The organism is Klebsiella ornithinolytica NBRC 105727 = ATCC 31898 (genome assembly GCF_001598295.1).
In the GTDB taxonomy this organism is placed as follows: Bacteria; Pseudomonadota; Gammaproteobacteria; order Enterobacterales; family Enterobacteriaceae; genus Klebsiella; species Klebsiella ornithinolytica.
The window spans coordinates 188,836-209,408 of sequence record NZ_BCYR01000010.1; the positions used below are offsets into that span (position 1 = coordinate 188,836).

General features: G+C 55.8%; 18 protein-coding genes and 1 other RNA gene. 7 read left to right on the top strand and 12 right to left on the bottom strand.

The features are described from left to right. Positions 1-27 precede the first annotated feature (27 nt). The 7 genes from ldtE to sufA form a co-directional block, all read right to left on the bottom strand. A complete protein-coding gene (gene ldtE, locus ROR01S_RS19385; RefSeq protein WP_048024815.1) occupies positions 28-1,026 on the bottom strand; it encodes a L,D-transpeptidase LdtE in 999 nt (332 codons plus the stop codon). Between the two features lie 98 nt (positions 1,027-1,124). After that, positions 1,125-1,541: a cysteine desulfuration protein SufE gene (gene sufE, locus ROR01S_RS19390; RefSeq protein WP_004863272.1), complete on the bottom strand. Its 417-nt coding sequence runs from the start codon at positions 1,539-1,541 to the stop codon at positions 1,125-1,127. An 11-nt stretch (positions 1,542-1,552) separates the two neighbouring features. Then, positions 1,553-2,773: a cysteine desulfurase SufS gene (gene sufS / locus ROR01S_RS19395; RefSeq protein WP_004863275.1), complete on the bottom strand. Its 1,221-nt coding sequence runs from the start codon at positions 2,771-2,773 to the stop codon at positions 1,553-1,555. Next, the gene (gene sufD / locus ROR01S_RS19400) at positions 2,770-4,044 is read right to left on the bottom strand and encodes a Fe-S cluster assembly protein SufD (RefSeq protein ID WP_004863278.1); all 1,275 of its coding nucleotides are present in this window, start codon (positions 4,042-4,044) and stop codon (positions 2,770-2,772) included. Before sufD ends, sufS begins: the two co-directional genes overlap by 4 nt. Further along, positions 4,019-4,765 carry a Fe-S cluster assembly ATPase SufC gene (gene sufC / locus ROR01S_RS19405; RefSeq protein ID WP_004863281.1) on the bottom strand — a complete coding sequence of 249 codons (747 nt, stop codon included), beginning with the start codon at positions 4,763-4,765 and terminating at the stop codon, positions 4,019-4,021. Before sufC ends, sufD begins: the two co-directional genes overlap by 26 nt. Positions 4,766-4,796: 31 nt before the next feature. Then, positions 4,797-6,284: a Fe-S cluster assembly protein SufB gene (sufB, locus tag ROR01S_RS19410; protein WP_015584111.1), complete on the bottom strand. Its 1,488-nt coding sequence runs from the start codon at positions 6,282-6,284 to the stop codon at positions 4,797-4,799. Between the two features lie 2 nt (positions 6,285-6,286). After that, the gene (gene sufA, locus ROR01S_RS19415) at positions 6,287-6,664 is read right to left on the bottom strand and encodes a Fe-S cluster assembly scaffold SufA (RefSeq protein WP_064359806.1); all 378 of its coding nucleotides are present in this window, start codon (positions 6,662-6,664) and stop codon (positions 6,287-6,289) included. A 767-nt stretch (positions 6,665-7,431) separates the two neighbouring features. Here sufA and ROR01S_RS19420 point away from each other — a divergent pair. Beyond that, positions 7,432-7,749, top strand: coding sequence for a hypothetical protein (locus ROR01S_RS19420; RefSeq protein WP_044351870.1), 318 nt, complete (start codon positions 7,432-7,434; stop codon positions 7,747-7,749). Between the two features lie 163 nt (positions 7,750-7,912). On the opposite strand, the gene ROR01S_RS19425 is transcribed toward ROR01S_RS19420, so the two are convergent. Continuing rightward, on the bottom strand, positions 7,913-8,161 hold the full coding sequence (locus ROR01S_RS19425; protein WP_004863295.1) for a GlsB/YeaQ/YmgE family stress response membrane protein: 249 nt from the start codon (positions 8,159-8,161) through the stop codon (positions 7,913-7,915). A gap of 166 nt (positions 8,162-8,327) precedes the next feature. Here ROR01S_RS19425 and ROR01S_RS19430 point away from each other — a divergent pair, with 166 nt between their 5' ends. Further along, a complete protein-coding gene (locus ROR01S_RS19430) occupies positions 8,328-8,516 on the top strand; it encodes a YegP family protein (RefSeq protein WP_004863298.1) in 189 nt (62 codons plus the stop codon). A gap of 76 nt (positions 8,517-8,592) precedes the next feature. Here ROR01S_RS19430 and menI read toward each other — a convergent pair whose 3' ends face one another. Then, the gene (menI, locus tag ROR01S_RS19435) at positions 8,593-9,003 is read right to left on the bottom strand and encodes a 1,4-dihydroxy-2-naphthoyl-CoA hydrolase (RefSeq protein ID WP_004863303.1); all 411 of its coding nucleotides are present in this window, start codon (positions 9,001-9,003) and stop codon (positions 8,593-8,595) included. Next, complete coding sequence (gene ydiJ / locus ROR01S_RS19440; protein ID WP_064359807.1) at positions 9,000-12,056, bottom strand: D-2-hydroxyglutarate dehydrogenase YdiJ; 3,057 nt, start codon at positions 12,054-12,056, stop codon at positions 9,000-9,002. The genes menI and ydiJ overlap by 4 nt, the downstream gene beginning before the upstream one ends. Positions 12,057-12,426: 370 nt before the next feature. Here ydiJ and ydiK point away from each other — a divergent pair, with 370 nt between their 5' ends. After that, on the top strand, positions 12,427-13,551 hold the full coding sequence (gene ydiK, locus ROR01S_RS19445) for an AI-2E family transporter YdiK (RefSeq protein ID WP_064359808.1): 1,125 nt from the start codon (positions 12,427-12,429) through the stop codon (positions 13,549-13,551). 172 nt (positions 13,552-13,723) lie between these two features. Then, an RNA gene (rprA, locus tag ROR01S_RS19450) (antisense sRNA RprA) lies at positions 13,724-13,831 on the top strand. A 131-nt stretch (positions 13,832-13,962) separates the two neighbouring features. Here rprA and ppsA read toward each other — a convergent pair. Further along, positions 13,963-16,341, bottom strand: a complete 2,379-nt coding sequence (gene ppsA / locus ROR01S_RS19455; protein WP_064359809.1) for a phosphoenolpyruvate synthase — start codon at positions 16,339-16,341, stop codon at positions 13,963-13,965. Positions 16,342-16,681: 340 nt separating this feature from the next. On the opposite strand from ppsA, the gene ppsR reads away from it, so the two are divergent. From ppsR to hemP, 3 genes are all read left to right on the top strand, one after another. Further along, positions 16,682-17,515, top strand: a complete 834-nt coding sequence (gene ppsR, locus ROR01S_RS19460) for a posphoenolpyruvate synthetase regulatory kinase/phosphorylase PpsR (protein ID WP_004863318.1) — start codon at positions 16,682-16,684, stop codon at positions 17,513-17,515. A 155-nt stretch (positions 17,516-17,670) separates the two neighbouring features. Then, complete coding sequence (aroH, locus tag ROR01S_RS19465) at positions 17,671-18,717, top strand: 3-deoxy-7-phosphoheptulonate synthase AroH (protein ID WP_004863320.1); 1,047 nt, start codon at positions 17,671-17,673, stop codon at positions 18,715-18,717. Positions 18,718-18,882: 165 nt separating this feature from the next. Then, entirely contained in the window at positions 18,883-19,062 is a 180-nt protein-coding gene (hemP, locus tag ROR01S_RS19470; RefSeq protein WP_046852335.1) for a hemin uptake protein HemP, read from the top strand. Between the two features lie 41 nt (positions 19,063-19,103). On the opposite strand, the gene selO is transcribed toward hemP, so the two are convergent. Beyond that, a complete protein-coding gene (selO, locus tag ROR01S_RS19475) occupies positions 19,104-20,546 on the bottom strand; it encodes a protein adenylyltransferase SelO (protein WP_015584107.1) in 1,443 nt (480 codons plus the stop codon). Positions 20,547-20,573: the final 27 nt, after the last annotated feature.

The following is a 20,573-nucleotide window of genomic DNA, read 5'->3' on the forward strand; positions in this document are numbered from 1 at the left end:
TTGTCCTCTCTCCCCTTCCGCCTCGCGCTACTGCACTCTTTTCGCTTCGTCCATCGCGCCATTCTGCACAGACATCGTCGATAGCGCTGCGCCGCTCGCCGCCTCATTGCCCGTGGAGACGACCACCGGATAGCCCGCACGTCGGGACAGCGCTTTCTTAAGCTGCGCATCGTCTACGGTCTTATCTCCGGCAAACTGATGGAAGGCCGCTGGCAGCGTGTGCGGGATCGTACGGGTGTCGCCCGCTTCATCCTGCGTCAGAGGCCGATGCACTTCGACATAGCGTTTACCGTCCGGCTCAATCGCAAATTTCACCGGCTGGTTGATAACGCGAACCGGCGTCCCCGTTTTGACCTGACTAAACAGCGCCTGGATGTCCGCGGCGTTCATGCGCATACAGCCCGAGCTGACCCGCAGGCCAACGCTATCCGGCGCGCTGGTACCGTGGATAAGGTACTCGCCGTTGCCGTACGCCAGACGCAGCGCATAGCGCCCTAACGGGTTGTTCGGCCCGGCCGGCACCACGGGCGGCAGCTTGATGCCCTTCTCCAGCGAACGCGCGCGGATGCCCGCTGTCGGCGTCCAGGTCGGATTGGGGATCTTCTGCCCGACGCGCGTGGTCATCTCCGGCGTCTCCAGCCCTTGCTGACCAATACCCAGCGGATAAACCTGAACCTGGTTCTGTCCCGGCGGGAAGTAGTACAGCCGCAGTTCCGCCAGGTTCACAACGATACCTTCCCGGGGCACATCCGGCAGCAGCATCTGTGAAGGAATTAATACCTGAGTCCCGGGTTTCGGCTCCACCGGTGCGAGGGTGTCGTTAGCTTCGAGAATCAGCATCGCCGCCGTGTCGAAATGGCGGGCAATCGCCTGCAGATTGCGATCCCCTTCCTGTACCGTCCACCATTGATTCTGGCCAATGAGCCTACTGTTCGCCGGGGGAAGTGGGTAATCTACCGCCCAGGCGCCGTGTGAGACGCTAAGGGCTGTCAGAAGCGCTACGGTGATAAGAGATGCGCGTTTCATACTGAGATTCCTTCTTTCGCTGATAAAACGCCAGGATCTGCCGTCGGGCCGGCATCATCTCCGGCCTGACGTAACAGAATGAAATCTACCTGTTTATTCTAGCTAAGATTTGCGGCTTTCGCGCGAATTGCGCGAATCATGGCTTCCAGGCCCTGAGATCGCGAAGGGGTAAGATGCTGGGTCAGCGCCATTTTTTCAAACCACGGCCGTACGTCAAAGTCGGTGATATCCTTGGCCGTCATCTGGTCGTAGAGGATAAAGACCACGGCAATCAGCCCTTTGACAATCGCCGCATCGCTATCGCCGCGCAGCGACAGCCCTCCGTTTTCGCCTTGTTCTACCACGATCCACACCTGGCTCTGGCAGCCCTGAATGATGTTTTGCGCGGTATGCTCTTCGGCGCTCAGCGGCGCCAGCCGCTGGCCGAGTTCGATAATATAGAGGTACTTCTCTTCCCAGTTCGCGCAACGACTAAAGTTGCGCAGCAGTTTGTCTTTATCCGGTAATGCCGCCATGATTGCTTCCTTTAGCCCAATAGCGTGTGGATGCGCTGCAGTCCTGCGACCAGGCGATCCACCTCTTCCGTGGTATTGTACATCGCCAACGAAGCCCGACACATGGCCGGTACGTTGTAAAACGCCATTAGCGGCATCGCGCAATGGTGGCCGGTGCGGATGGCAATACCGTAATTATCCAGGAAGCTGCCCACGTCGTAGGCATGATGTGCGCCAAGGTTAAAAGCAATCACCCCCAGGCGCTCGTCAGGGCCATAGAGGGTCAAATCCGGCACCGCCTTCAGCGCCTGCAAAGCGTAGCGCATGAGCGTCTGTTCATATTCGCCAATGTGCGCCAGCCCCAGCGCGCTGACATACTCCAGCGCGGCGCCAAAGCCGATAATCCCGCCGGTATTGGGCGTGCCCGCCTCGAAGCGCCACGGCGCTTTCGCCCAGGTCGTCCCTTCGGTCAGACTGACGGTGGCAATCATCGACCCGCCCCCTTCCCACGGCGGCATCTCCTGCAGCAACGCCTCTTTGACATACAGAATGCCAATCCCGGTCGGGCCGTACAGCTTGTGGCCGGAGAAAACATAAAAATCGCAGTCCAGCGCCTGCACATCCACCGCGTGGTGCATCACCGCCTGCGCCCCGTCCACCAGCACTTTCGCTCCATACTGGCGGGCGAGCGGAATCAAGGCCGCCAGCGGGTTCTCCGTCCCCAGCACGTTGGAGACCTGGGTAATGGCCAGCAGGCGGGTCCGCTCATCAAACAGCGCCGGAATGGCATCCAGCTGCAGGGTGCCGTCCGGAGTGAGCGGGATAACCCGCAGCTCGGCGCCCACCCGGGCACAGAGCATCTGCCAGGGGACGATGTTCGCGTGGTGCTCCATGGCGCTGATGATGATGTTATCGCCGGCGCCGACGTTGGCGTTCCCCCAGCTATTGGCCACCAGATTGATCCCTTCGGTGGTCCCCCGGACGAAGACCAGCTCTTCCGCTGAGCGGGCATTCAGGAACCTCGCCGCCTGCTGACGTACCTGTTCCATCCGCGCCGTCGCCTCTGCGCTCAGCGTATGGATACCGCGATGGACGGCGGCATAGCCGTGGCGATAAAACTCCGCCTCGGCGCGAATCACCGCCTCTGGTTTTTGCGCGCTGGCGGCGCTGTCGAGATAGACCAGCGGCTGACCGTTGACCTCCCGGCTAAGCAACGGAAAATCCGCGCGTATCCGTTCAACAGAAAATGTCATGCTTTTTCTCCCGGTAGACGTTGGCCAATACGCGCCAGAATCTGCGCCCTGAGCGTCTCATCGCCAATCGCCTCCGTCAGCTCGGCGGCGAAAGCGTACAGGATCATATGCTGCGCCGCCCGGTAGGGAATGCCGCGAGAACGAAGATAGAACAGCTGTTCGTTGTCGATGCGCCCGATGGTGGCGCCGTGGCTACACTTGACGTCGTCGGCATAAATTTCCAGCTGCGGCCTGGTGTCCACTTCAGCCAGGCGCCCCAGCAGCAAATTATTGTTGGTCATCTGACCGTCGGTTTTAATTGCGTGCTTCGCGACATTAATCAGACCGTTAAACACCGCCCGCCCTTTATCGCTGACGATGGTCTTATGCAGCTGGCGGCTATTACAGTAGCCAACGCGATGATCGAGCCAGGTTCGGCTGTCGCAGACCTCATTGTTGACTGGCATCGCCAGGGAGTTGATCCGTAGGGTGCTGTTCTCCCCCAGCAGCTGGGTACTGGTGCGGTGATGCAATACCGCGCCGCCAAGCAGGAAGCTACTGCTGAAGGCCGAAGCGTCGCGGCCCAGCGCGAGATCGTTGTGGGCAAAGTGGTTGCTCTGCGCATTTTCGAACGCCAGTTTGATATGCTGCAGATGGGCATTATCCGCCACCGACATCGTCAGACGCGCGCCGGTAAAGTGGCGCTGTTCATCCAGGCTCAGATAGTGCTCGATAATCGTCGCCTCGGCGCCGCTCTCCAGCTCAAGATGATGGCGATAGTGCGCGGTGTTCAGGTCGTCGCCCGTTCCTCCACGCGTCACATGCATCAGCAGCAGCGGCTTAGCGGGCCGCTGATGGCGTTTTACGCGGATTCGCGTCACCGTCTGAGCAAGGCTCTCCGTGAGATGCAGGAACACTTCCGGCTGCACCGCGTCAGGCAATCCCTGACGATCGTCCGCCACGCTGACGTCGTAGCCGCTGCCGGCCAGGTTGTCGCTTAACGTCTCGCTGAACTGCCCGTCGATGAACACCAGCCGCCAGGCATCCACCGACAGCGCCCGTTGATCGCGCTCTGTTGCCGTTAAGGTACCCGGCGGAAGCGCGACAAATGTGCCTTTGTTCAGTGTATCCAGCGGCGTATATTTCCAGTCTTCATGTTTGCGCGTCGGCAAACCGAGGCGCAGGACCTGCTGGAGATGCCGACGGGCTTCAGGCGTTCGCCGTTCCCCCAGCGCCTCAAACAGATGATGCCACTGCTGCAGCGCGTTACTGCTGTTCGGTAAGCCAGCCATAGCCCTGCTCCTCCAGTTGTTTGACCAGGGTAAAATCGCCGGATTTGACGATTCTCCCCTGATAGAGCACGTGGACGTAATCAGGCTTGATATAGTCGAGAATACGCTGATAGTGGGTGACGATAATAAATGCGCGCTTGCCGTCGCGCAGCGCGTTGACGCCGTCAGAGACGATCTTCAGGGCGTCAATATCCAGCCCGGAATCCGATTCATCAAGAATGCACAGGTCCGGCTCCAGCACGGCCATTTGCAGGATATCGTTGCGCTTCTTTTCACCGCCGGAGAAGCCCACGTTCACCGAACGGGTCAGCAAATCCTCCGGCATCTTCAGCAGCTTAATTTTCTCTTCCATCAGATCCTGGAAATCGAAACGGTCTAACTCTTCCTGGCCGCGATAGTCGCGCACCGAATTCAGCGCGGTCTGCAGGAAGAACTGGTTGCTGACGCCGGGAATCTCTACCGGGTACTGGAAGGCCATAAAAATGCCTTCACCGGCGCGGTCTTCCGGCGCCAGGCTGAGCAAATCTTTGCCTTTGAACTCCACGCTACCGCCGACGACCTCATAGTCCTCGCGCCCGGCAAGCGTTGCAGAAAGCGTGCTTTTGCCGGAGCCGTTCGGCCCCATAATGGCGTGCACTTCGCCAGGGCGGATTTCCAGATTCAATCCGCGCAGGATCTCTTTGTCTTCAACGGCGACCTGCAAGTTTTTGATACTTAACATCTCATTTCCCTTAATTCGTAAAGCCTGGCGCTTAGCCGACGCTGTGTTCCAGACTGATAGCCAGCAGTTTTTGCGCTTCGACGGCAAACTCCAGCGGCAGCTCCGAGAAGACATCTTTACAGAAGCCGTTGACGATCATCGAGATGGCATTGTCTTCGCTGATGCCGCGCTGCAGGCAGTAGAACAACTGGTCTTCGCCGATCCGCGAAGTGGTGGCTTCGTGCTCCAGCTGCGCGCTGTCGTTGCGACACTCCACGTACGGGAAAGTGTGCGCCCCGCAGTCCGGCCCAATCAGCATCGAGTCACATTGGGTGAAGTTACGCGCGTTAGTAGCCGTCGGCATAATTTTGACCAGCCCACGGTAGCTGTTCTGGCTTTTCCCGGCGGAGATCCCTTTCGAGATAATCGTCGAGCGGGTGTTTTTGCCGATGTGGATCATCTTGGTGCCGGTGTCTGCCTGCTGGTGCCCGCTGGTCAGCGCCACGGAGAAAAATTCGCCGATGGAGTTATCGCCGCGCAGAATGCAGCTCGGATACTTCCAGGTGATGGCGGACCCCGTTTCTGACTGCGTCCATGACATCTTGCTGTTTTCACCTTCGCACAGCGCGCGTTTGGTGACGAAATTCAAAATCCCGCCGGTGTTGTTATCTCCGGGGAACCAGTTCTGCACCGTGGAATATTTCACTTCGGCATCTTTGTGAATAATCACCTCGACCACCGCCGCATGCAGCTGATAGCTGTCGCGCACCGGGGCAGAACACCCTTCGATATAGCTGACATAGCTGCCTTCATCGGCCACCAGAATGGTACGTTCGAACTGGCCGGTTTTTTCCGCATTAATGCGGAAATAGGTCGACAGCTCCATCGGGCAGCGCACTCCTTTTGGCACGTAGATAAAGGTACCGTCAGAAGCTACCGCCGCGTTGAGGGCGGCAAAAAAGTTGTCATTCCCCGGCACCACGGTGCCAAGATATTGCTTCACCAGCTCCGGGTGGTCGTGGATCGCTTCACCAAACGAACAGAAAATAATCCCCTGCTCCGCCAGTTTTTCCCGGTAGGTTGTCGCTACCGAGACGGAGTCGAAAATCGCATCAACCGCGACTTCACGCCCTTCGCGTACCGGCACGCCCAGCAGGTTAAAGGCCTCTTCGACTTCCTGAGTCAGATAGGCGCCGGGGCCGGTTTGCTGCACCGCACCAGGCTCAGAAGCGCAGGTGTCGTCGCAGTTACCGCAGGACGGCGCCGAGTAATAGCTGTAATCCTGGTAGTTGAGCTTTTCATAATGCGCTTTCAACCAGTGCGGCTCCTCCATCTCCAGCCAGGCGTGATATGCCTTTAGCCGGAATTCGAGCATCCACTCGGGCTCGTTGCGGCGGGCGGAAATGGCGCGCACCACCTCTTCGTTGATGCCTTTCGCCAGCTCATCGGTCTTTAAGCGGGTAAAAAAGCCTTCTTTATAATTGAGCGGCCCGTCGGACCAGGTTTTGACATCGTCAGTTGCTTCAGTATTACGAGACATAGTTACTCCGCCTGAACCCCAAAGCTTTCGCCGCAGCCACATTCGTGCTGTGCTTTCGGGTTATGAAACTTAAAGATTTCATTTAATCCTTCCCGAACATAATCCAGCTCCGTCCCATCGATAAACGGCATAGCCTGCAGCGGTGCCCAGAGTTTCGCCCCGTCGCGCTCAAACAGCAGGTCGTCTTCTGCCGGCTCGGCAATCAACTCGAGTACGTAACCAAACCCGGCGCAGCCGCTGGTTTTGATCCCCAGACGCAACCCCTGCTTATCGGGCTGTTGACTCACCAGATCGCGAATATGGGCGGCTGCCGTTGGGGTCATCATCAGACCCCGCCAGCTAAATTCATCGGGATTGAAGGTTCCTGTATCTAATTCCATCGCTCTACCTCATTGGTTAGCGCCATAAGGGCATACGACCATGTTAATGATAACGATTATCACTTCAACCCAGCCGGAGAAGGGATATTCCCCTTGCGAACCCTTTTATCTCGCTTTTTATAAGCATAGACCCTCCCCCGCAGGTTATCAGGTGACTATTTTGTAATTTAATATATTGATAAATAATAAGTTATTTAGTGTTTTGCGGAGGTATGGCGGGCAATGGGAAAGGTGCATCGGAAATACCTATTTTTGAAATCGAAAAGAGTCCATTCAGCATCCGTAGCACTTACTGTCAAATCAATAGCTTGTTATTTGTACCGGACGACGACAAGGCGCTATCGGATCTACCCCTTTAGCATTATCTATAACCATCCTTCTGGATGGCTATTTGTTATCCGGTAAAGCGAAGCGGTTATCATGTTAAATTCGGACAAAAACCAGGAATAAAGGTTTTTTCTCTACTGGTAAATTGATGTACAATTCCCGCCTAAATTTCCTACAGTTTTCGGCCCTGTGTCGGAGGCACTGCTTACCTGGAGTTTGTCCGTACAGGATGATAGATATCAGTATTATGTCGATGTGCATGGTGGTACTGCTGGTGATGAGCGTACTGCTGAACTAAGCCAGCCACAAACCCTGCCTGCCACGCCGGAGCTTCACATTCGTTATGAAATGAGGAGTTTTGGAGGATTCGCCCGCCGTGGGATTGTTCGTCAATGACCTTGCCTCTAAGATTCCAGCCACATTCCAACGAGGTAACGAAGATGAAAGGAACAATCATTGCTCTGTTAGCCACCGCGTCAATTGTCGCGGCCAGCGCATTTGCGGCAGATAAAAATGACGGCCCTGCTCCCGCCGGTAATAGTGCCGGACAGCCGGTGATGGACATGCCGCAAGGGCGTGGTCCAATGCCTATGCCTCTGCCGCCATTCCCGCCGAGAAAACCGGTATTATTCTCTGCAACGGTTGCCACCGATAACCCGGTTGAGACCATTAATAAACTGACCGCACTGATCCCGACAGGTAGCGCAAAACATTATGAAGTGCGCGTGGAAGTCGTTCCCGCTCCCGATATGCCCTGAGTTATCCTGGGGTCATATACCGGTAGCCTTGAGCGGCTGATGTCAGCCTCATAAAAAAAGCTGCCAGTGAACGTGGCAGCTTTTATTTTGCGTCTTCTTTCGTGCTCAATATCTATATCCTCACCACCGACGGCAATGAGGATGCGGGTATGATGACGGTATATTAACTCTTAATCTTTCTGTAGATAAACAGTACCACTAATGCACCAATTACCGCCACGACAAAGCTGCCAAAATTAAAGCCGTCGACCTTGCCGAAGCCAAAGAACGTACTGATCCAACCACCTACAACCGCACCAATGACACCCAGAACGATAGTGACGATAAACCCGCCGCCGTCTTTGCCTGGCATAATCCACTTAGCCAAAATACCGGCAATAAGACCAAAAATGATCCAGGAAATGATACCCATAGTTAACTCCGTCCTCTTGGTTACACATAAGTATTTCGTACTTAAAATAGTAGCATAAGTAGCGTGAACAATTCATGAATTATATTTTTAGCGCCGATAGCTTGCTGTATAAGCCGCGATGGTCTACATATCATGATGTCGATGCTAATGCACAAAGGAGTTAACAATGGGCTATTACGTTATTAAAAAATCCGAGAAAAGCGTTTCCCAGCCATGGTATTTCCTGCTAAAAGCGGATAACCATGAAACCATCGCCACCAGTGAAATGTATTCCTCGAAGGAGGCGGCGAAAAAAGGAATTGCCTCGGTGCAGAAGAATGGTCCCAGCGAAACGATTAAGGATGAAACACAATAAAATCTGCTGAATATATGGGGGAAATATATTCCCCCATATATTTGGACAAGTAGAATCTCAGCCCGCGGTAGCTATCTCAGACTACCGCCGTGGTCAGGCGCGAAGAGCAGCACAGGCGCCCCTGTTCATCGAAGATTTCAATCTGCCACACCTGATGGCGCGATCCGACATGCAGCGCTTTACAGACGCCTCTGACCCGGCCACCGCGCACCGAGCGAATGTGGTTGGCATTGACCTCCAGCCCTACCACCTTTTGCTCGCCTTCACTGCACAAATAGCCGGCAACCGAGCCCAGCGTTTCCGCCAGTACCACCGATGCTCCACCATGTAGCAGACCAAACGGCTGGTGCGTGCGGCTATCCACCGGCATGGTGGCTTCGATGGTCTCATCGGTGAAGCTATCAAAATGAATATCCAGCAGCCCGACCATATTGCCTTCGCCCATGCGGTTAAGCTGTTCCAGCGTTGTCTGACGTTTCCAAATCATCCAATAATCTCCAGCAGCGCCTGCAGCGGATGACGAACACCGCTGCCTTCAATGCGCTTCACCTGACTGCGACAGGAATATCCGGTCACCAGGCACCGGTTGCGCGGTAAACGCTGGATCGCCTGTTGCCAGGAAAGCGCGTAGATATCCAGCGAGTTGGCGTGGTTTTTTACCTCATGACCGTAGGTTCCGGCCATCCCACAACAGCCCACGCTGACGTTTTCCAGTTTCGCGCCAAAGCGCGCAAAAATCTCGGCCCACTGCTTCGGCGCCGCGGGCAGCGCCGTGACTTCCGTACAGTGACCAAACAGATACCACGCTTCGCCACCATTCTCCTGCTCGCGAGCTTCCGGCAACGCCTGTGGCAGCCACTCGTGCACCAGCATCACGCGGAAATCGCCGCGTTTGTCCCCCAGAACCTGGTTGTACTCATCGCGATAGCACAGCACCAGCGCCGGATCGACGCCAACCATCGGCATCCCCAGCTGCGCCACACGGTTGAGAAAATCTGCGGTTTTCTGCGCCGTACGCGCAAAGCGCGTGAGGAACCCTTTGATATGCTGCGCCTTGCCGTTTGGCGAGAACGGCAGCAGTACCGGCTGGTAGCCCACTTTTTCAACCAGGCGCACAAAATCGGCCACCACCTGCGCGTCGTAATAGCTGGTGAACGGATCCTGCACCACCAGCACCATTTTGACTTTCTGCTCAGCGCTGAGCGTTTCCAGCTGCTCCAGCGTCATGTTTGCCGAGCGATGTCCCACCATCCTCTGCTTCAGCGACGGCGTCGAGAGCAGCGGCAGATCCACCATCCCGATGTGCTTCTCTGACAGCTTGCGCATCCACGGCTGGTTAATAAAGAAGTTAAACGTCTTCGGCGCCTGAGCCATCAGCGGCGCATAGGATTCCACCGTTGCCACCAGATGATCGCGAACCGGCCGCAAATAGCGGCTGTGGTAAAGCTGCAGGAAGCGCGAGCGGAATTCCGGCACATCGATTTTAATCGGGCATTGGGTAGAGCACGCTTTACAGGCCAGACAGCCGGACATCGCCTCTTTGACCTCATGGGAGAAGTCATATTCCCCCTTGCGCGCGTGCCAGCTGTTGCGGGTCCGCGCCACCAGCGTACGCAGGCTGGCGCGTTTTTCCGGCAGATCTTTTTCCAGCTGATTGGGATCGATGCCGCGATCCGCCAGCAGGCGCAGCCACTCGCGCACCAGCGTTGCGCGCCCTTTCGGCGAGTGGATACGATGATTGCTGACCTTCATCGACGGGCACATCGGGCTTTTAACATCAAAGTTAAAGCACAGGCCGTTACCGTTACACTCCATCGCGCCACGCCATGCGCTGCGCACCGCAATCGGAATCTGCCGATCCCAGGTGCCGCGCTTCACGGCATCCACTTTCATCATCGGCGCATCTACGCCTTCCGGCGGACAGATTTTCCCCGGATTAAGACGGTTGTGCGGATCGAACGCCGCTTTGACTTTTCGCAGCTCGCCATAAAGTTCTTCGCCAAAGAATGCCGGACTGTACTCGGCGCGGAAGCCTTTGCCGTGTTCCCCCCACAGCAGGCCGCCATATTTGGCGGTCAGCGCCACGACCTCGTCGGAAATTTGTTTCATCAGCACTTCTTGCTGCGGATCGCACATATCCAGCGCCGGACGCACGTGCAGAACGCCGGCGTCTACGTGGCCAAACATGCCGTAGCTCAGGCCGTGGCTGTCGAGCAGCGCACGAAACTCAACGATGTAATCGGCCAGATGTTCCGGCGGCACGCAGGTATCTTCCGCAAAGGGAATCGGCTTGGCGGCACCTTTGGCATTCCCCAGCAGCCCCACCGCTTTTTTACGCATCGCGTAGATGCGCTCAACGCCGTCCAGTTCGTTACAGACCTGCCAACCGATGACGCCCGCTTCGCTGGCGGCAATCAGCTCATCAAGGCGCTGACACAGCGTGGTCACCTGGTTGTCGATAAGCGCCGCGTCATCGCCGGCAAATTCGACGATATTCAGCCCCAGCATCTCTTTATCCGGGACATCGGTAATCAGCTCACTGACCGAATGCCAGACGATATCTTCGCGCGCCAGGTTAAGGACTTTTGAATCGACGGTTTCCACCGACAGCGCTTTCGCCTCGACCATAAACGGCGCGTTGCGCAGCGCGGAATCAAACGAATCGTATTTGATATTCACCAGACGGCGAACTTTCGGCAGACGGGTAATATCGAGACGCGCTTCGGTGATAAAGGCCAGCGTCCCTTCCGAACCGGTGAGAATACGGGTCAGATCGAACTCGCTCATGTCATCATTAAAGACGTGGCGCAGATCATATCCGGTCAGGAAGCGGTTAAGTTTTGGAAATTTATCGATAATGAGCTGACGTTGCGCTTTGCAACGCTGATATACCGTTCGGTAAATCCGCCCAATCGCCGACTGTTCCCGGCTCAGTGTCTCCGCCAGAGCGACGGGCATCGCCTGGGTATCGAGAATATCGCCGCCCATCAGCACCGAACGAACGCCGAGAACATGGTCTGAAGTTTTGCCATAAACCAATGACCCCTGGCCGGAGGCATCGGTATTGATCATCCCGCCCAGAGTGGCGCGGTTGCTGGTGGAAAGCTCCGGGGCAAAAAAGTAACCGTACGGCTTAAGATACTGGTTCAGCTGATCTTTAATTACGCCTGCTTCGACACGAACCCATCCCTCTTCCGGGTTGATTTCGAGTATGCGGTTCATATGGCGGGACATATCGACGATGATTCCCGCATTCAGCGACTGGCCGTTGGTGCCGGTGCCGCCCCCGCGCGGGGTAAAGACCAGCGATTTGAAGCGATCTTCGGCGGCAAGCCGCGCCAGCAGGACGACATCGGCCGTCGAGCGGGGAAATAAAATGGCATCCGGCAACAGTTGATAAACGCTGTTATCTGTCGCCATCGTTAGCCTGTCGGCATAGCTAGTGGCGGTATCGCCGGTAAATCCTTGTTGCTCCAGTACCTGCAAAAAAGTCAATACCAGTTGAACGACGCCTGGTGCTTGAGAAATTTGTGGGATCATAATGCTTGACCCTGCCTGACTATGTTGTGTTGTAGTGATGTCATCCTTCAGACTGCCTCTTGTTGGCGCATTTGCTGCCGAATCCTTGCGTGAAGCTGACCCTTGCGGGCAATGTAAACCACGTCCACCACGGCGGGCAAAAATAGCCTGAGAGCCGGGAGTCTGTCGCCGACTCGATGCATCCGGATGATTTTGTCTATGGATAACTAAACGATTGCGTGGCGCAGTCAACTTTTTATCACATTTTTTTCATATGCGCCCACGAGATTTATGTGCAAAATCAGGCCCGTGAAATTATTGATATTATTATCAGTATATGGATTTACGCGGCGTCAGCATTTTGACGCGACTGGAAAGGTAAAATTTCTCTATGATTAACGATCGCCAACCCCGGGATATACCGCAAATACTGCTGTCGGTACTGTTCTTATCCCTGATAATTATCTCCTGCCTGTGGGTGGTGCAACCCTTTATTCTGTCCTTCGCCTGGGCTGGCACCGTCGTCATCGCCACCTGGCCCGTTCTGCTGCGTCTGCAGCGTTTGCTGTTCGGTAAACGCGCCCTCGCCGTGCTGGTCATGACCGTGCTGCTGTTTTTACTGTTCGTCATCCCGATTGCGCTGCTGGTGAATAGCCTGGTAGATAACAGCATTCCGCTGATAAAACTTATCTCCACCGGGAATGTCACGCTGCCGGATTTCGCCTGGCTCAATAGCGTTCCGCTGATTGGCGACAAGCTCTACGCGGCCTGGCACGGTCTGCTGGATATGGGCGGTGCGGCCATTATGGCCAAAATCCGTCCCTATATCGGCACCACCACGACCTGGTTCGTCGGTCAGGCGGCGCATATCGGCAAACTGCTGGTCTATTGCGGGCTGATGCTGTTGTTCAGCGCCCTGCTGTACTGGCAGGGTGAGAAAGTCGCCTACGGATTCCGTTACTTCGCAACGCGTCTGGCGGCAAAACGCGGCGATGCGGCGGTCCTGCTGGCCGGTCAGGCCATTCGCGCCGTGGCGCTGGGCGTGGTGGTGACTGCGCTGGTTCAGGCGGTGTTCGGAGGGATTGGTCTGGCGATTAGCGGCGTCCCTTACGCCGCGCTGCTGACCGTGGTCATGATCTTCACCTGTCTGGTACAGCTGGGGCCATTGCTTGTCTTGATCCCCTCGATTATCTGGCTCTACTGGAGCGGAGATACCACCTGGGGCACGGTGCTGCTGGTATGGAGCTGCGTGGTGGGGACCATGGATAACGTTATCCGCCCGGTGCTGATTCGTATGGGCGCCGACCTGCCGATGATCCTGATTCTCTCCGGCGTTATCGGCGGGCTGATCGCCTTCGGAATGATTGGCCTGTTTATCGGCCCGGTGCTGCTCGCCGTCTCCTGGCGCCTGTTTGATGCCTGGCTGCAGGAGGTGCCGCCGCCGCCGAAAGATCCCGCTCAGGTACTGGCGGAACTTGAAGCGTTAAACGTCAGTAATATCAACAGCGAAAAGTAAAAAATTAAGGCGGGGAAACCCGCCTTAATCATAAGAAAAACTGATAAAAATAATACCGTTCTCCCCCACTATTCCCTCTCTCATGTTACGCAATCGACATATTCTTCACAGCTGTTTAACTATTGAGATGAATCCGATCGACGCCAAAAAAGGCTGTGTCTACTATTAGGGCACGGTTATAGATCAACACCTTGATTTATAAGCATGGAAATCCCCTGAGTGAAACAACGAATTGCTGTGTGTAGTCTTTGCCCATCTCCCACGATGGGCTTTTTTTTTTACCTGGTTCCGCTAGCTGCCCGCTATTTTTTCTTGTTTGCCCATACGGCTGTCAATAGCGGTCGCCAGACGCTGAAAATAAAAAAATCCCCGCCATTGCTGACGGGGATTGGGGGAATGTAAAGCGAGGGCTTACTTATTCAGTTCAGCCAGACCAAGCCAGGTCTGCACCACGGTATCCGGGTTCAGAGACAGACTATCAATCCCTTCTTCCATCAGCCATGCGGCAAAATCTTCGTGGTCAGAAGGCCCCTGGCCGCAAATACCGACGTATTTACCCTGCTTCTTCGCCGCGCGAATCGCCATCGACAGCAGCGCTTTCACCGCGTCATTACGTTCATCAAACAGCTCAGAAACCACGCCGGAGTCACGATCGAGGCCAAGCGTCAGCTGAGTCATATCGTTTGAACCGATAGAGAAGCCGTCAAAGTACTCGAGGAACTGTTCGGCCAGCAGCGCATTCGATGGAATTTCACACATCATAATGATTTTCAGACCTTTTTCGCCACGCTTGAGTCCCTGGCGCGCCAGCTCTTCTACCACCGCTTTCGCCTGGGCGACGGTGCGGACAAACGGCACCATGATTTCGACGTTGCTCAGCCCCATCTCATTGCGCACGCGCTTCACCGCTTCGCACTCCAGCGCGAAGCAATCGCGGAAGCTGTCTGAGACGTAGCGACCGGCACCGCGGAAGCCGAGCATCGGGTTCTCCTCTTCCGGCTCATAACGCTCGCCGCCCACCAGGTTGGCGTATTCGTTAGATTTGAAGTCGGACAGACGCACGATTACCCGCTTCGGATAGAACGCCGCGCCGAGAGTCGCAATCCCTTCGGTCAGACGACCGACGTAAAACTCTCTCGGGGAATCGTAACCTTTCATCAACTCGCGGATTTCGTTCTGCAGCGCCGGCTCCTGGTCGTCAAACTCCAGCAGCGCGCGCGGGTGAACGCCAATCATACGGTTGATGATGAACTCCAGACGCGCCAGACCAACGCCTTCGTTCGGCAGACAAGCGAAATCAAATGCGCGATCCGGGTTACCGACGTTCATCATGATTTTCAGCGGCAGATCGGGCATTTCCCCCACGCTTGAGCTCTTAATGCTGAAATCCAGCAGCTCGGCGTAGACGTAGCCGGTATCGCCTTCGGCACAGGAGACGGTTACATTCTGGTTTTCCTGAATGCGATCGGTCGCGTCACCGCAGCCAACGACCGCCGGAATCCCCAGCTCGCGGGCAATAATCGCCGCGTGGCAGGTACGACCGCCGCGGTTGGTGACGATCGCCGAGGCTTTCTTCATGATCGGTTCCCAGTCCGGGTCGGTCATGTCGGTCACCAGGACATCGCCCGGCTCAATCCGGTTCATTTCACTGATATCGTGAATCACTTTTACCGGGCCAGCACCGATGCGATGACCGATAGCGCGGCCTTCAGCCACAATCTGTCCTTGCGCATGCAGGGTATAGCGTTCCATCACCTGGCCACGCGAGCGGACGGTCTCTGGACGGGCCTGGACGATGAACAGCTCACCGGTGTGGCCATCTTTCGCCCATTCGATATCCATCGGACGGCCGTAGTGCTTCTCAATCTGTACCGCCTGCTTCGCCAGCTCCTGCACTTCCTCGTTGGTTAACGAGAAAATATCGCGCTGCGCCTGCGGAACGTCTTCGATACGCACCTGCTTGCCGTGTTCCTGGGTCGGGGCATAAATCATGCGGATCTTCTTCGACCCCATGGTGCGACGCACGATGGCCGGACGACCCGCCGCCAGCGTCGGTTTATGCACATAGAACTCATCCGGGTTAACCGCGCCCTGCACCACCATTTCCCCGAGGCCCCAGGCGGAGGTAATAAATACCACCTGGTCAAAGCCGGACTCGGTATCAATGGAGAACATGACGCCGGATGAGGCAAGGTCGGAACGCACCATCCTTTGTACCCCGGCGGATAGCGCCACGCCGCGGTGGTCATAACCCTGATGCACGCGATAGGAGATCGCGCGATCGTTAAACAGCGAAGCAAACACGTGCTTCACCGCGACGAGCACGGCATCGAAGCCCTGCACGTTGAGGAATGTCTCTTGCTGCCCGGCGAAGGAGGCATCCGGCATATCTTCCGCCGTGGCGGAGGAACGGACGGCAAAGGAGGCCTCGGCATTATCCGCGGACAGCTGTGTATAGGCATCACGAATGGCGTCTTCCAGTTCGCTCTGGAACGGCGTATCAATGATCCACTGACGGATCTGAGCGCCCGCTTTCGCTAATGCGGAAACGTCGTCAATGTCGGTTTCATCCAGCAGTTCATAAATGCGCTGGTTTACACCGCTTTGGTCCAGGAACTGATTGAAGGCATCAGCGGTGGTGGCAAAGCCGTTCGGTACGGAAACACCCATACCGGACAGATTCGTAATCATTTCACCAAGGGAGGCATTTTTGCCCCCAACTCTGTCTACATCATTCATGCCGAGTTGGTTATACCAAAGCACCAGCGGTGACGAGCCATTGTTGGACATCGAGACAATCCTTTTGTGATTTAATACCAGTGATAAAAAACTCACGATCAACTACGGGATTTATCCTGACATATTTATGCGGCTGAAAAAAACGGTGAATCGTTCAAGCAAATTATTTTTCATTTTTTAGGATACTTTTCCCGATATAGCTAACCCAATGATTCTGCTGAAATCTGCTGCAATAAGATACAAAATGCCGGCAAAATCGAAAACTGAACCGACCTTTTCATTAAAAATAAAAATACCGTTTCATTTTAAAAGTGAGACAAAGCCTAAAGGGATATGCTTAAATTTAATTTCTGCTTTCAGATAATTAAACTCATTATACCGGATGGTCAAAATGGAAAGTGCTGTAGATCGCCACGTATTTTATATTTCTGACGGTACCGCCATTACGGCCGAAGTACTGGGGCATGCGGTGATGTCGCAATTCCCGGTCGCGATCAGCAGTTTTACGCTGCCGTTCGTCGAAAATATCAGCCGCGCGCGGGCAGTAAAGGAACAAATTGACGCCATCTATCAGCAGACCGGCATCCGCCCGCTGGTGTTCTACTCCATCGTTATCCCTGAAATTCGCGATATTATTTTGCAAAGTGAGGGGTTTTGTCAGGATATCGTGCAGGCTCTGGTGGCTCCGCTTCAGCAGGAACTGCGGCTCGACCCGACGCCCATCGCGCACCGCACCCACGGCCTGACGCCGGGTAACCTCAACAAATACGATGCACGTATTGCGGCGATTGATTACACCCTCGCCCATGACGACGGGATCTCGCTGCGTAATCTCGATCAGGCACAGGTCATTTTGCTGGGCGTCTCGCGCTGCGGCAAAACCCCGACCAGTCTTTACCTGGCGATGCAGTACGGTATCCGCGCGGCAAACTACCCGTTTATCGCCGACGATATGGACAACCTGATCCTCCCGGCTTCGCTTAAACCCTTACAACATAAGCTGTTCGGTTTAACCATTAATCCGGAACGGCTGGCCGCGATCCGCGAAGAACGCCGTGAAAACAGCCGCTATGCATCGATGCGCCAGTGTCGCATGGAGGTGACCGAGGTGGAGGCCCTGTATCGCAAGAATAAAATTCCGTGCCTGAATAGCACCAATTATTCTGTTGAAGAAATTGCGACTAAAATCATGGACATCATGGGGCTGAATCGAAGAATGTACTAACGAACTAGTGCATTGGAGAAAATTTGTTTATGCTATCGCCCGTGGCCTATACAGGATCATGACCTGCCCTTGCAATAAGCAGAGATTGGTTTATCGTGATGCGCATCACTTCCCGGCATTTTCGCCGCGGAAGAAACAGATTTTTTGAGACTCCAATGAATAAAACAGACGAATTGCGTACCGCGCGCATTGAAAGCCTGGTGACGCCCGCGGAACTGGCGCAGCGGCATCCCGTGTCTGCCGACGTTGCGGCGCACGTTGCCGCTTCCCGCCGCCGGATTGAAAAGATCCTCAACGGTGAAGATCGCCGCCTGCTGGTGATTATCGGACCGTGCTCCATTCATGATACCGACGCGGCGATGGACTACGCGCGCCGCCTGCAGGGGATGCGTGAACGCTACCAGCCGCAGCTGGAAATCGTCATGCGTACCTACTTTGAAAAACCGCGTACCGTTGTTGGCTGGAAAGGGTTAATTTCGGATCCTGACCTTAACGGCAGCTATCGAGTGAATCACGGTCTTGAGCTGGCACGTCGGCTGCTGCTGCAGGTCAACGAGCTGGGGGTCCCCACCGCCACCGAATTTCTCGATATGGTGACCGGACAGTTTATTGCCGACCTGATAAGCTGGGGCGCTATCGGCGCGCGTACCACCGAAAGCCAGATCCACCGGGAAATGGCCTCCGCGCTCTCCTGTCCGGTCGGCTTCAAAAACGGTACCGATGGTAATACCCGTATTGCCGTCGATGCCATCCGTGCCTCCCGCGCCAGCCATATGTTCCTGTCGCCGGATAAACAGGGGCAGATGACCATCTATCAGACCAGCGGCAACCCGTACGGCCATATCATCATGCGCGGCGGTAAACAGCCGAATTATCATGCTGAAGATATCGCCGCCGCCTGCGATGCGCTGCGTGAATTTGATCTGCCGGAACAGCTGGTGGTTGATTTCAGCCACGGCAACTGCCAGAAGCAGCACCGTCGTCAGCTGGAGGTGTGTGCCGATATCTGCCAGCAGATTCGCGCCGGCTCCACTTCGATTGCCGGCATCATGGCCGAAAGCTTCCTGCAGGAAGGCACGCAGAAGGTGGTTGCCGGGCAGCCGCTGACGCGGGGCCAGTCCATTACCGATCCTTGCCTGAGCTGGGAAGACAGCGAACGTTTGCTGGCCGAACTGGCCGCGGCAACCGCAACCCGCCTGTAGTCCCTGCCCCCGCCACGTCGTGGTGGGGGAGATTCTTTCCGCGCAGTCTGGCGCAGCCTCCCCCCAAAAAACAGGGTTTTCGCAAATAACGCTTGCCGTGAAAATTAACATTATTGATAATGATTATCATTGTTTCTTTTATTTTTATTTGGTGCTATGACGCGTATGGATAACACTGCCACAGCAGAAAAAACAAAAGACAATGCCCCTTACCCCATTCCCACGGACCGTAAGATCAACAGCCGCACCTTACTCGGCGCTGAAGGCCGGGTGGTGATTGAGCATGGTGGCCAGCGCTATTTACTGCGCCAGACCCATGCGGGGAAACTGATTCTGACTAAATAGACCTTCTCCGCCCGCGAGCACAGAGAAGGTCCGGGGTAACATCAGCTGGAGCAACTCACTTCCAGACGCCTTCCCCAGTCGGGCGGACGATTGATATACTCATCGTCCCGGTCTGCAAACGGCTGGCTTAATACCTCATGCAGACGCGCCAGTTCGCTCATATCCCCTTGCTCCGCCTGCTCAATGGCCCGCTGTGCCAGCCAGTTTCGTAACACCAGCGCCGGGTTGACGCTCTGCATCTGTTGCTGGCGTTGCGCATCGTCGATCGGCTCATCGCGCAGGCGCGCGCGATAGCCTGCAAACCAGCTATCGAAGGCCGCGCGATCGATGAACTCATCGCGCAGCGGCGATGCCGCGCTGTGTTGTTCACTCACGCTCAGCATCCGGAAAGTCCGGGTGTAATCGCTGCCTTCCCGTATCATCAGCGCGAACAGCCCATCCAGCAGGTCGTTATCACCTTTCTGCTGGGTGAACAGACCCAGCTTATCGCGCATCCGGCGGCCGTATACCGTCAGCAAAGCATGCTGGTAGTCATCCAGCGCGGCATTAAGCGCATCCACCGCAATAAACGGCGACAGCGACTGAGCGAGACGTTGTAAATTCCACAGGCCAACCGCCGGCTGGTTTTCAAAGCTGTAGCGGCCCTGATAATCGGAGTGGTTGCAGATAAAATCGGGTTTGAAGTCGTCCAGGAAGCCGTAGGGGCCGTAGTCCATCGTCAGCCCAAGAATCGACATGTTATCGGTATTCATCACCCCATGGGCGAAGCCAACCGTCTGCCAGCTGGCGATCAGCGTCGCCGTCCGCGTGACAACGTCACGGAACCATAGAACATATTTATCAGCGTCATCAACCAGCTCCGGCCAATGATGACGAATCACGTAGTCGGCCAGCTGCTGTACCTTTTCCGGCTCACGGCGATAATAAAAATGTTCGAAATGGCCAAAGCGCACGTGGCTTTCGGCCAGACGCATCAACATCGCGCCGCTTTCCAGCGTTTCGCGTTGCACGGGGGTATCGCTGGTGACCATGGCGAGCGCGCGCGTCGTCGGGATCCCCAGCGCATGCATGGCCTCCGAGGCCAGACTTTCGCGGATCGTGGAACGTAGCACCGCCCGCCCGTCGCCCATTCGCGAATAGGGCGTCAGTCCGGCGCCTTTAAGATGCCAGTCGAGACGACGGCCGTCCGACAGCTGCTGTTCAGCAAGCAAAATCCCCCGGCCATCGCCAAGCTGGCCGGCCCAGGCGCCAAACTGATGGCCGCTGTAGACCTGCGCCAGCGGCGACATGCCCGGCAGCAGCGTTTCGCCTCCCCACACGCCGGCGCCCTGCGCCGGATGAAACAGCGCCTCGGGAATGCCCAGGGTTTGCGCCAGCGGCGCATTGTGCCAGATAAGTCGGGCATTTTTCAGCGGAGTGGGCGCTAAAGGGGTATAGAAATCCGGCAGTTCATCACGCCAGTGGGTAGTAAAAGACAGGGTCATGGTTCCTCCTCTCTCCAGTGTAGTGCC

Excerpts from the sequence above, each read along its gene's own strand:
- ldtE (WP_048024815.1), bottom strand. The coding sequence starts at position 1,026 with ATGAAACGCGCATCTCTTATCACCGTAGCGCTTCTGACAGCCCTTAGC.
- sufE (WP_004863272.1), bottom strand. The coding sequence starts at position 1,541 with ATGGCGGCATTACCGGATAAAGACAAACTGCTGCGCAACTTTAGTCGT.
- sufS (WP_004863275.1), bottom strand. The coding sequence starts at position 2,773 with ATGACATTTTCTGTTGAACGGATACGCGCGGATTTTCCGTTGCTTAGC.
- sufD (WP_004863278.1), bottom strand. The coding sequence starts at position 4,044 with ATGGCTGGCTTACCGAACAGCAGTAACGCGCTGCAGCAGTGGCATCAT.
- sufC (WP_004863281.1), bottom strand. The coding sequence starts at position 4,765 with ATGTTAAGTATCAAAAACTTGCAGGTCGCCGTTGAAGACAAAGAGATC.
- sufB (WP_015584111.1), bottom strand. The coding sequence starts at position 6,284 with ATGTCTCGTAATACTGAAGCAACTGACGATGTCAAAACCTGGTCCGAC.
- sufA (WP_064359806.1), bottom strand. The coding sequence starts at position 6,664 with ATGGAATTAGATACAGGAACCTTCAATCCCGATGAATTTAGCTGGCGG.
- ROR01S_RS19420 (WP_044351870.1), top strand. The coding sequence starts at position 7,432 with ATGAAAGGAACAATCATTGCTCTGTTAGCCACCGCGTCAATTGTCGCG.
- ROR01S_RS19425 (WP_004863295.1), bottom strand. The coding sequence starts at position 8,161 with ATGGGTATCATTTCCTGGATCATTTTTGGTCTTATTGCCGGTATTTTG.
- ROR01S_RS19430 (WP_004863298.1), top strand. The coding sequence starts at position 8,328 with ATGGGCTATTACGTTATTAAAAAATCCGAGAAAAGCGTTTCCCAGCCA.
- menI (WP_004863303.1), bottom strand. The coding sequence starts at position 9,003 with ATGATTTGGAAACGTCAGACAACGCTGGAACAGCTTAACCGCATGGGC.
- ydiJ (WP_064359807.1), bottom strand. The coding sequence starts at position 12,056 with ATGATCCCACAAATTTCTCAAGCACCAGGCGTCGTTCAACTGGTATTG.
- ydiK (WP_064359808.1), top strand. The coding sequence starts at position 12,427 with ATGATTAACGATCGCCAACCCCGGGATATACCGCAAATACTGCTGTCG.
- ppsA (WP_064359809.1), bottom strand. The coding sequence starts at position 16,341 with ATGTCCAACAATGGCTCGTCACCGCTGGTGCTTTGGTATAACCAACTC.
- ppsR (WP_004863318.1), top strand. The coding sequence starts at position 16,682 with ATGGAAAGTGCTGTAGATCGCCACGTATTTTATATTTCTGACGGTACC.
- aroH (WP_004863320.1), top strand. The coding sequence starts at position 17,671 with ATGAATAAAACAGACGAATTGCGTACCGCGCGCATTGAAAGCCTGGTG.
- hemP (WP_046852335.1), top strand. The coding sequence starts at position 18,883 with ATGGATAACACTGCCACAGCAGAAAAAACAAAAGACAATGCCCCTTAC.
- selO (WP_015584107.1), bottom strand. The coding sequence starts at position 20,546 with ATGACCCTGTCTTTTACTACCCACTGGCGTGATGAACTGCCGGATTTC.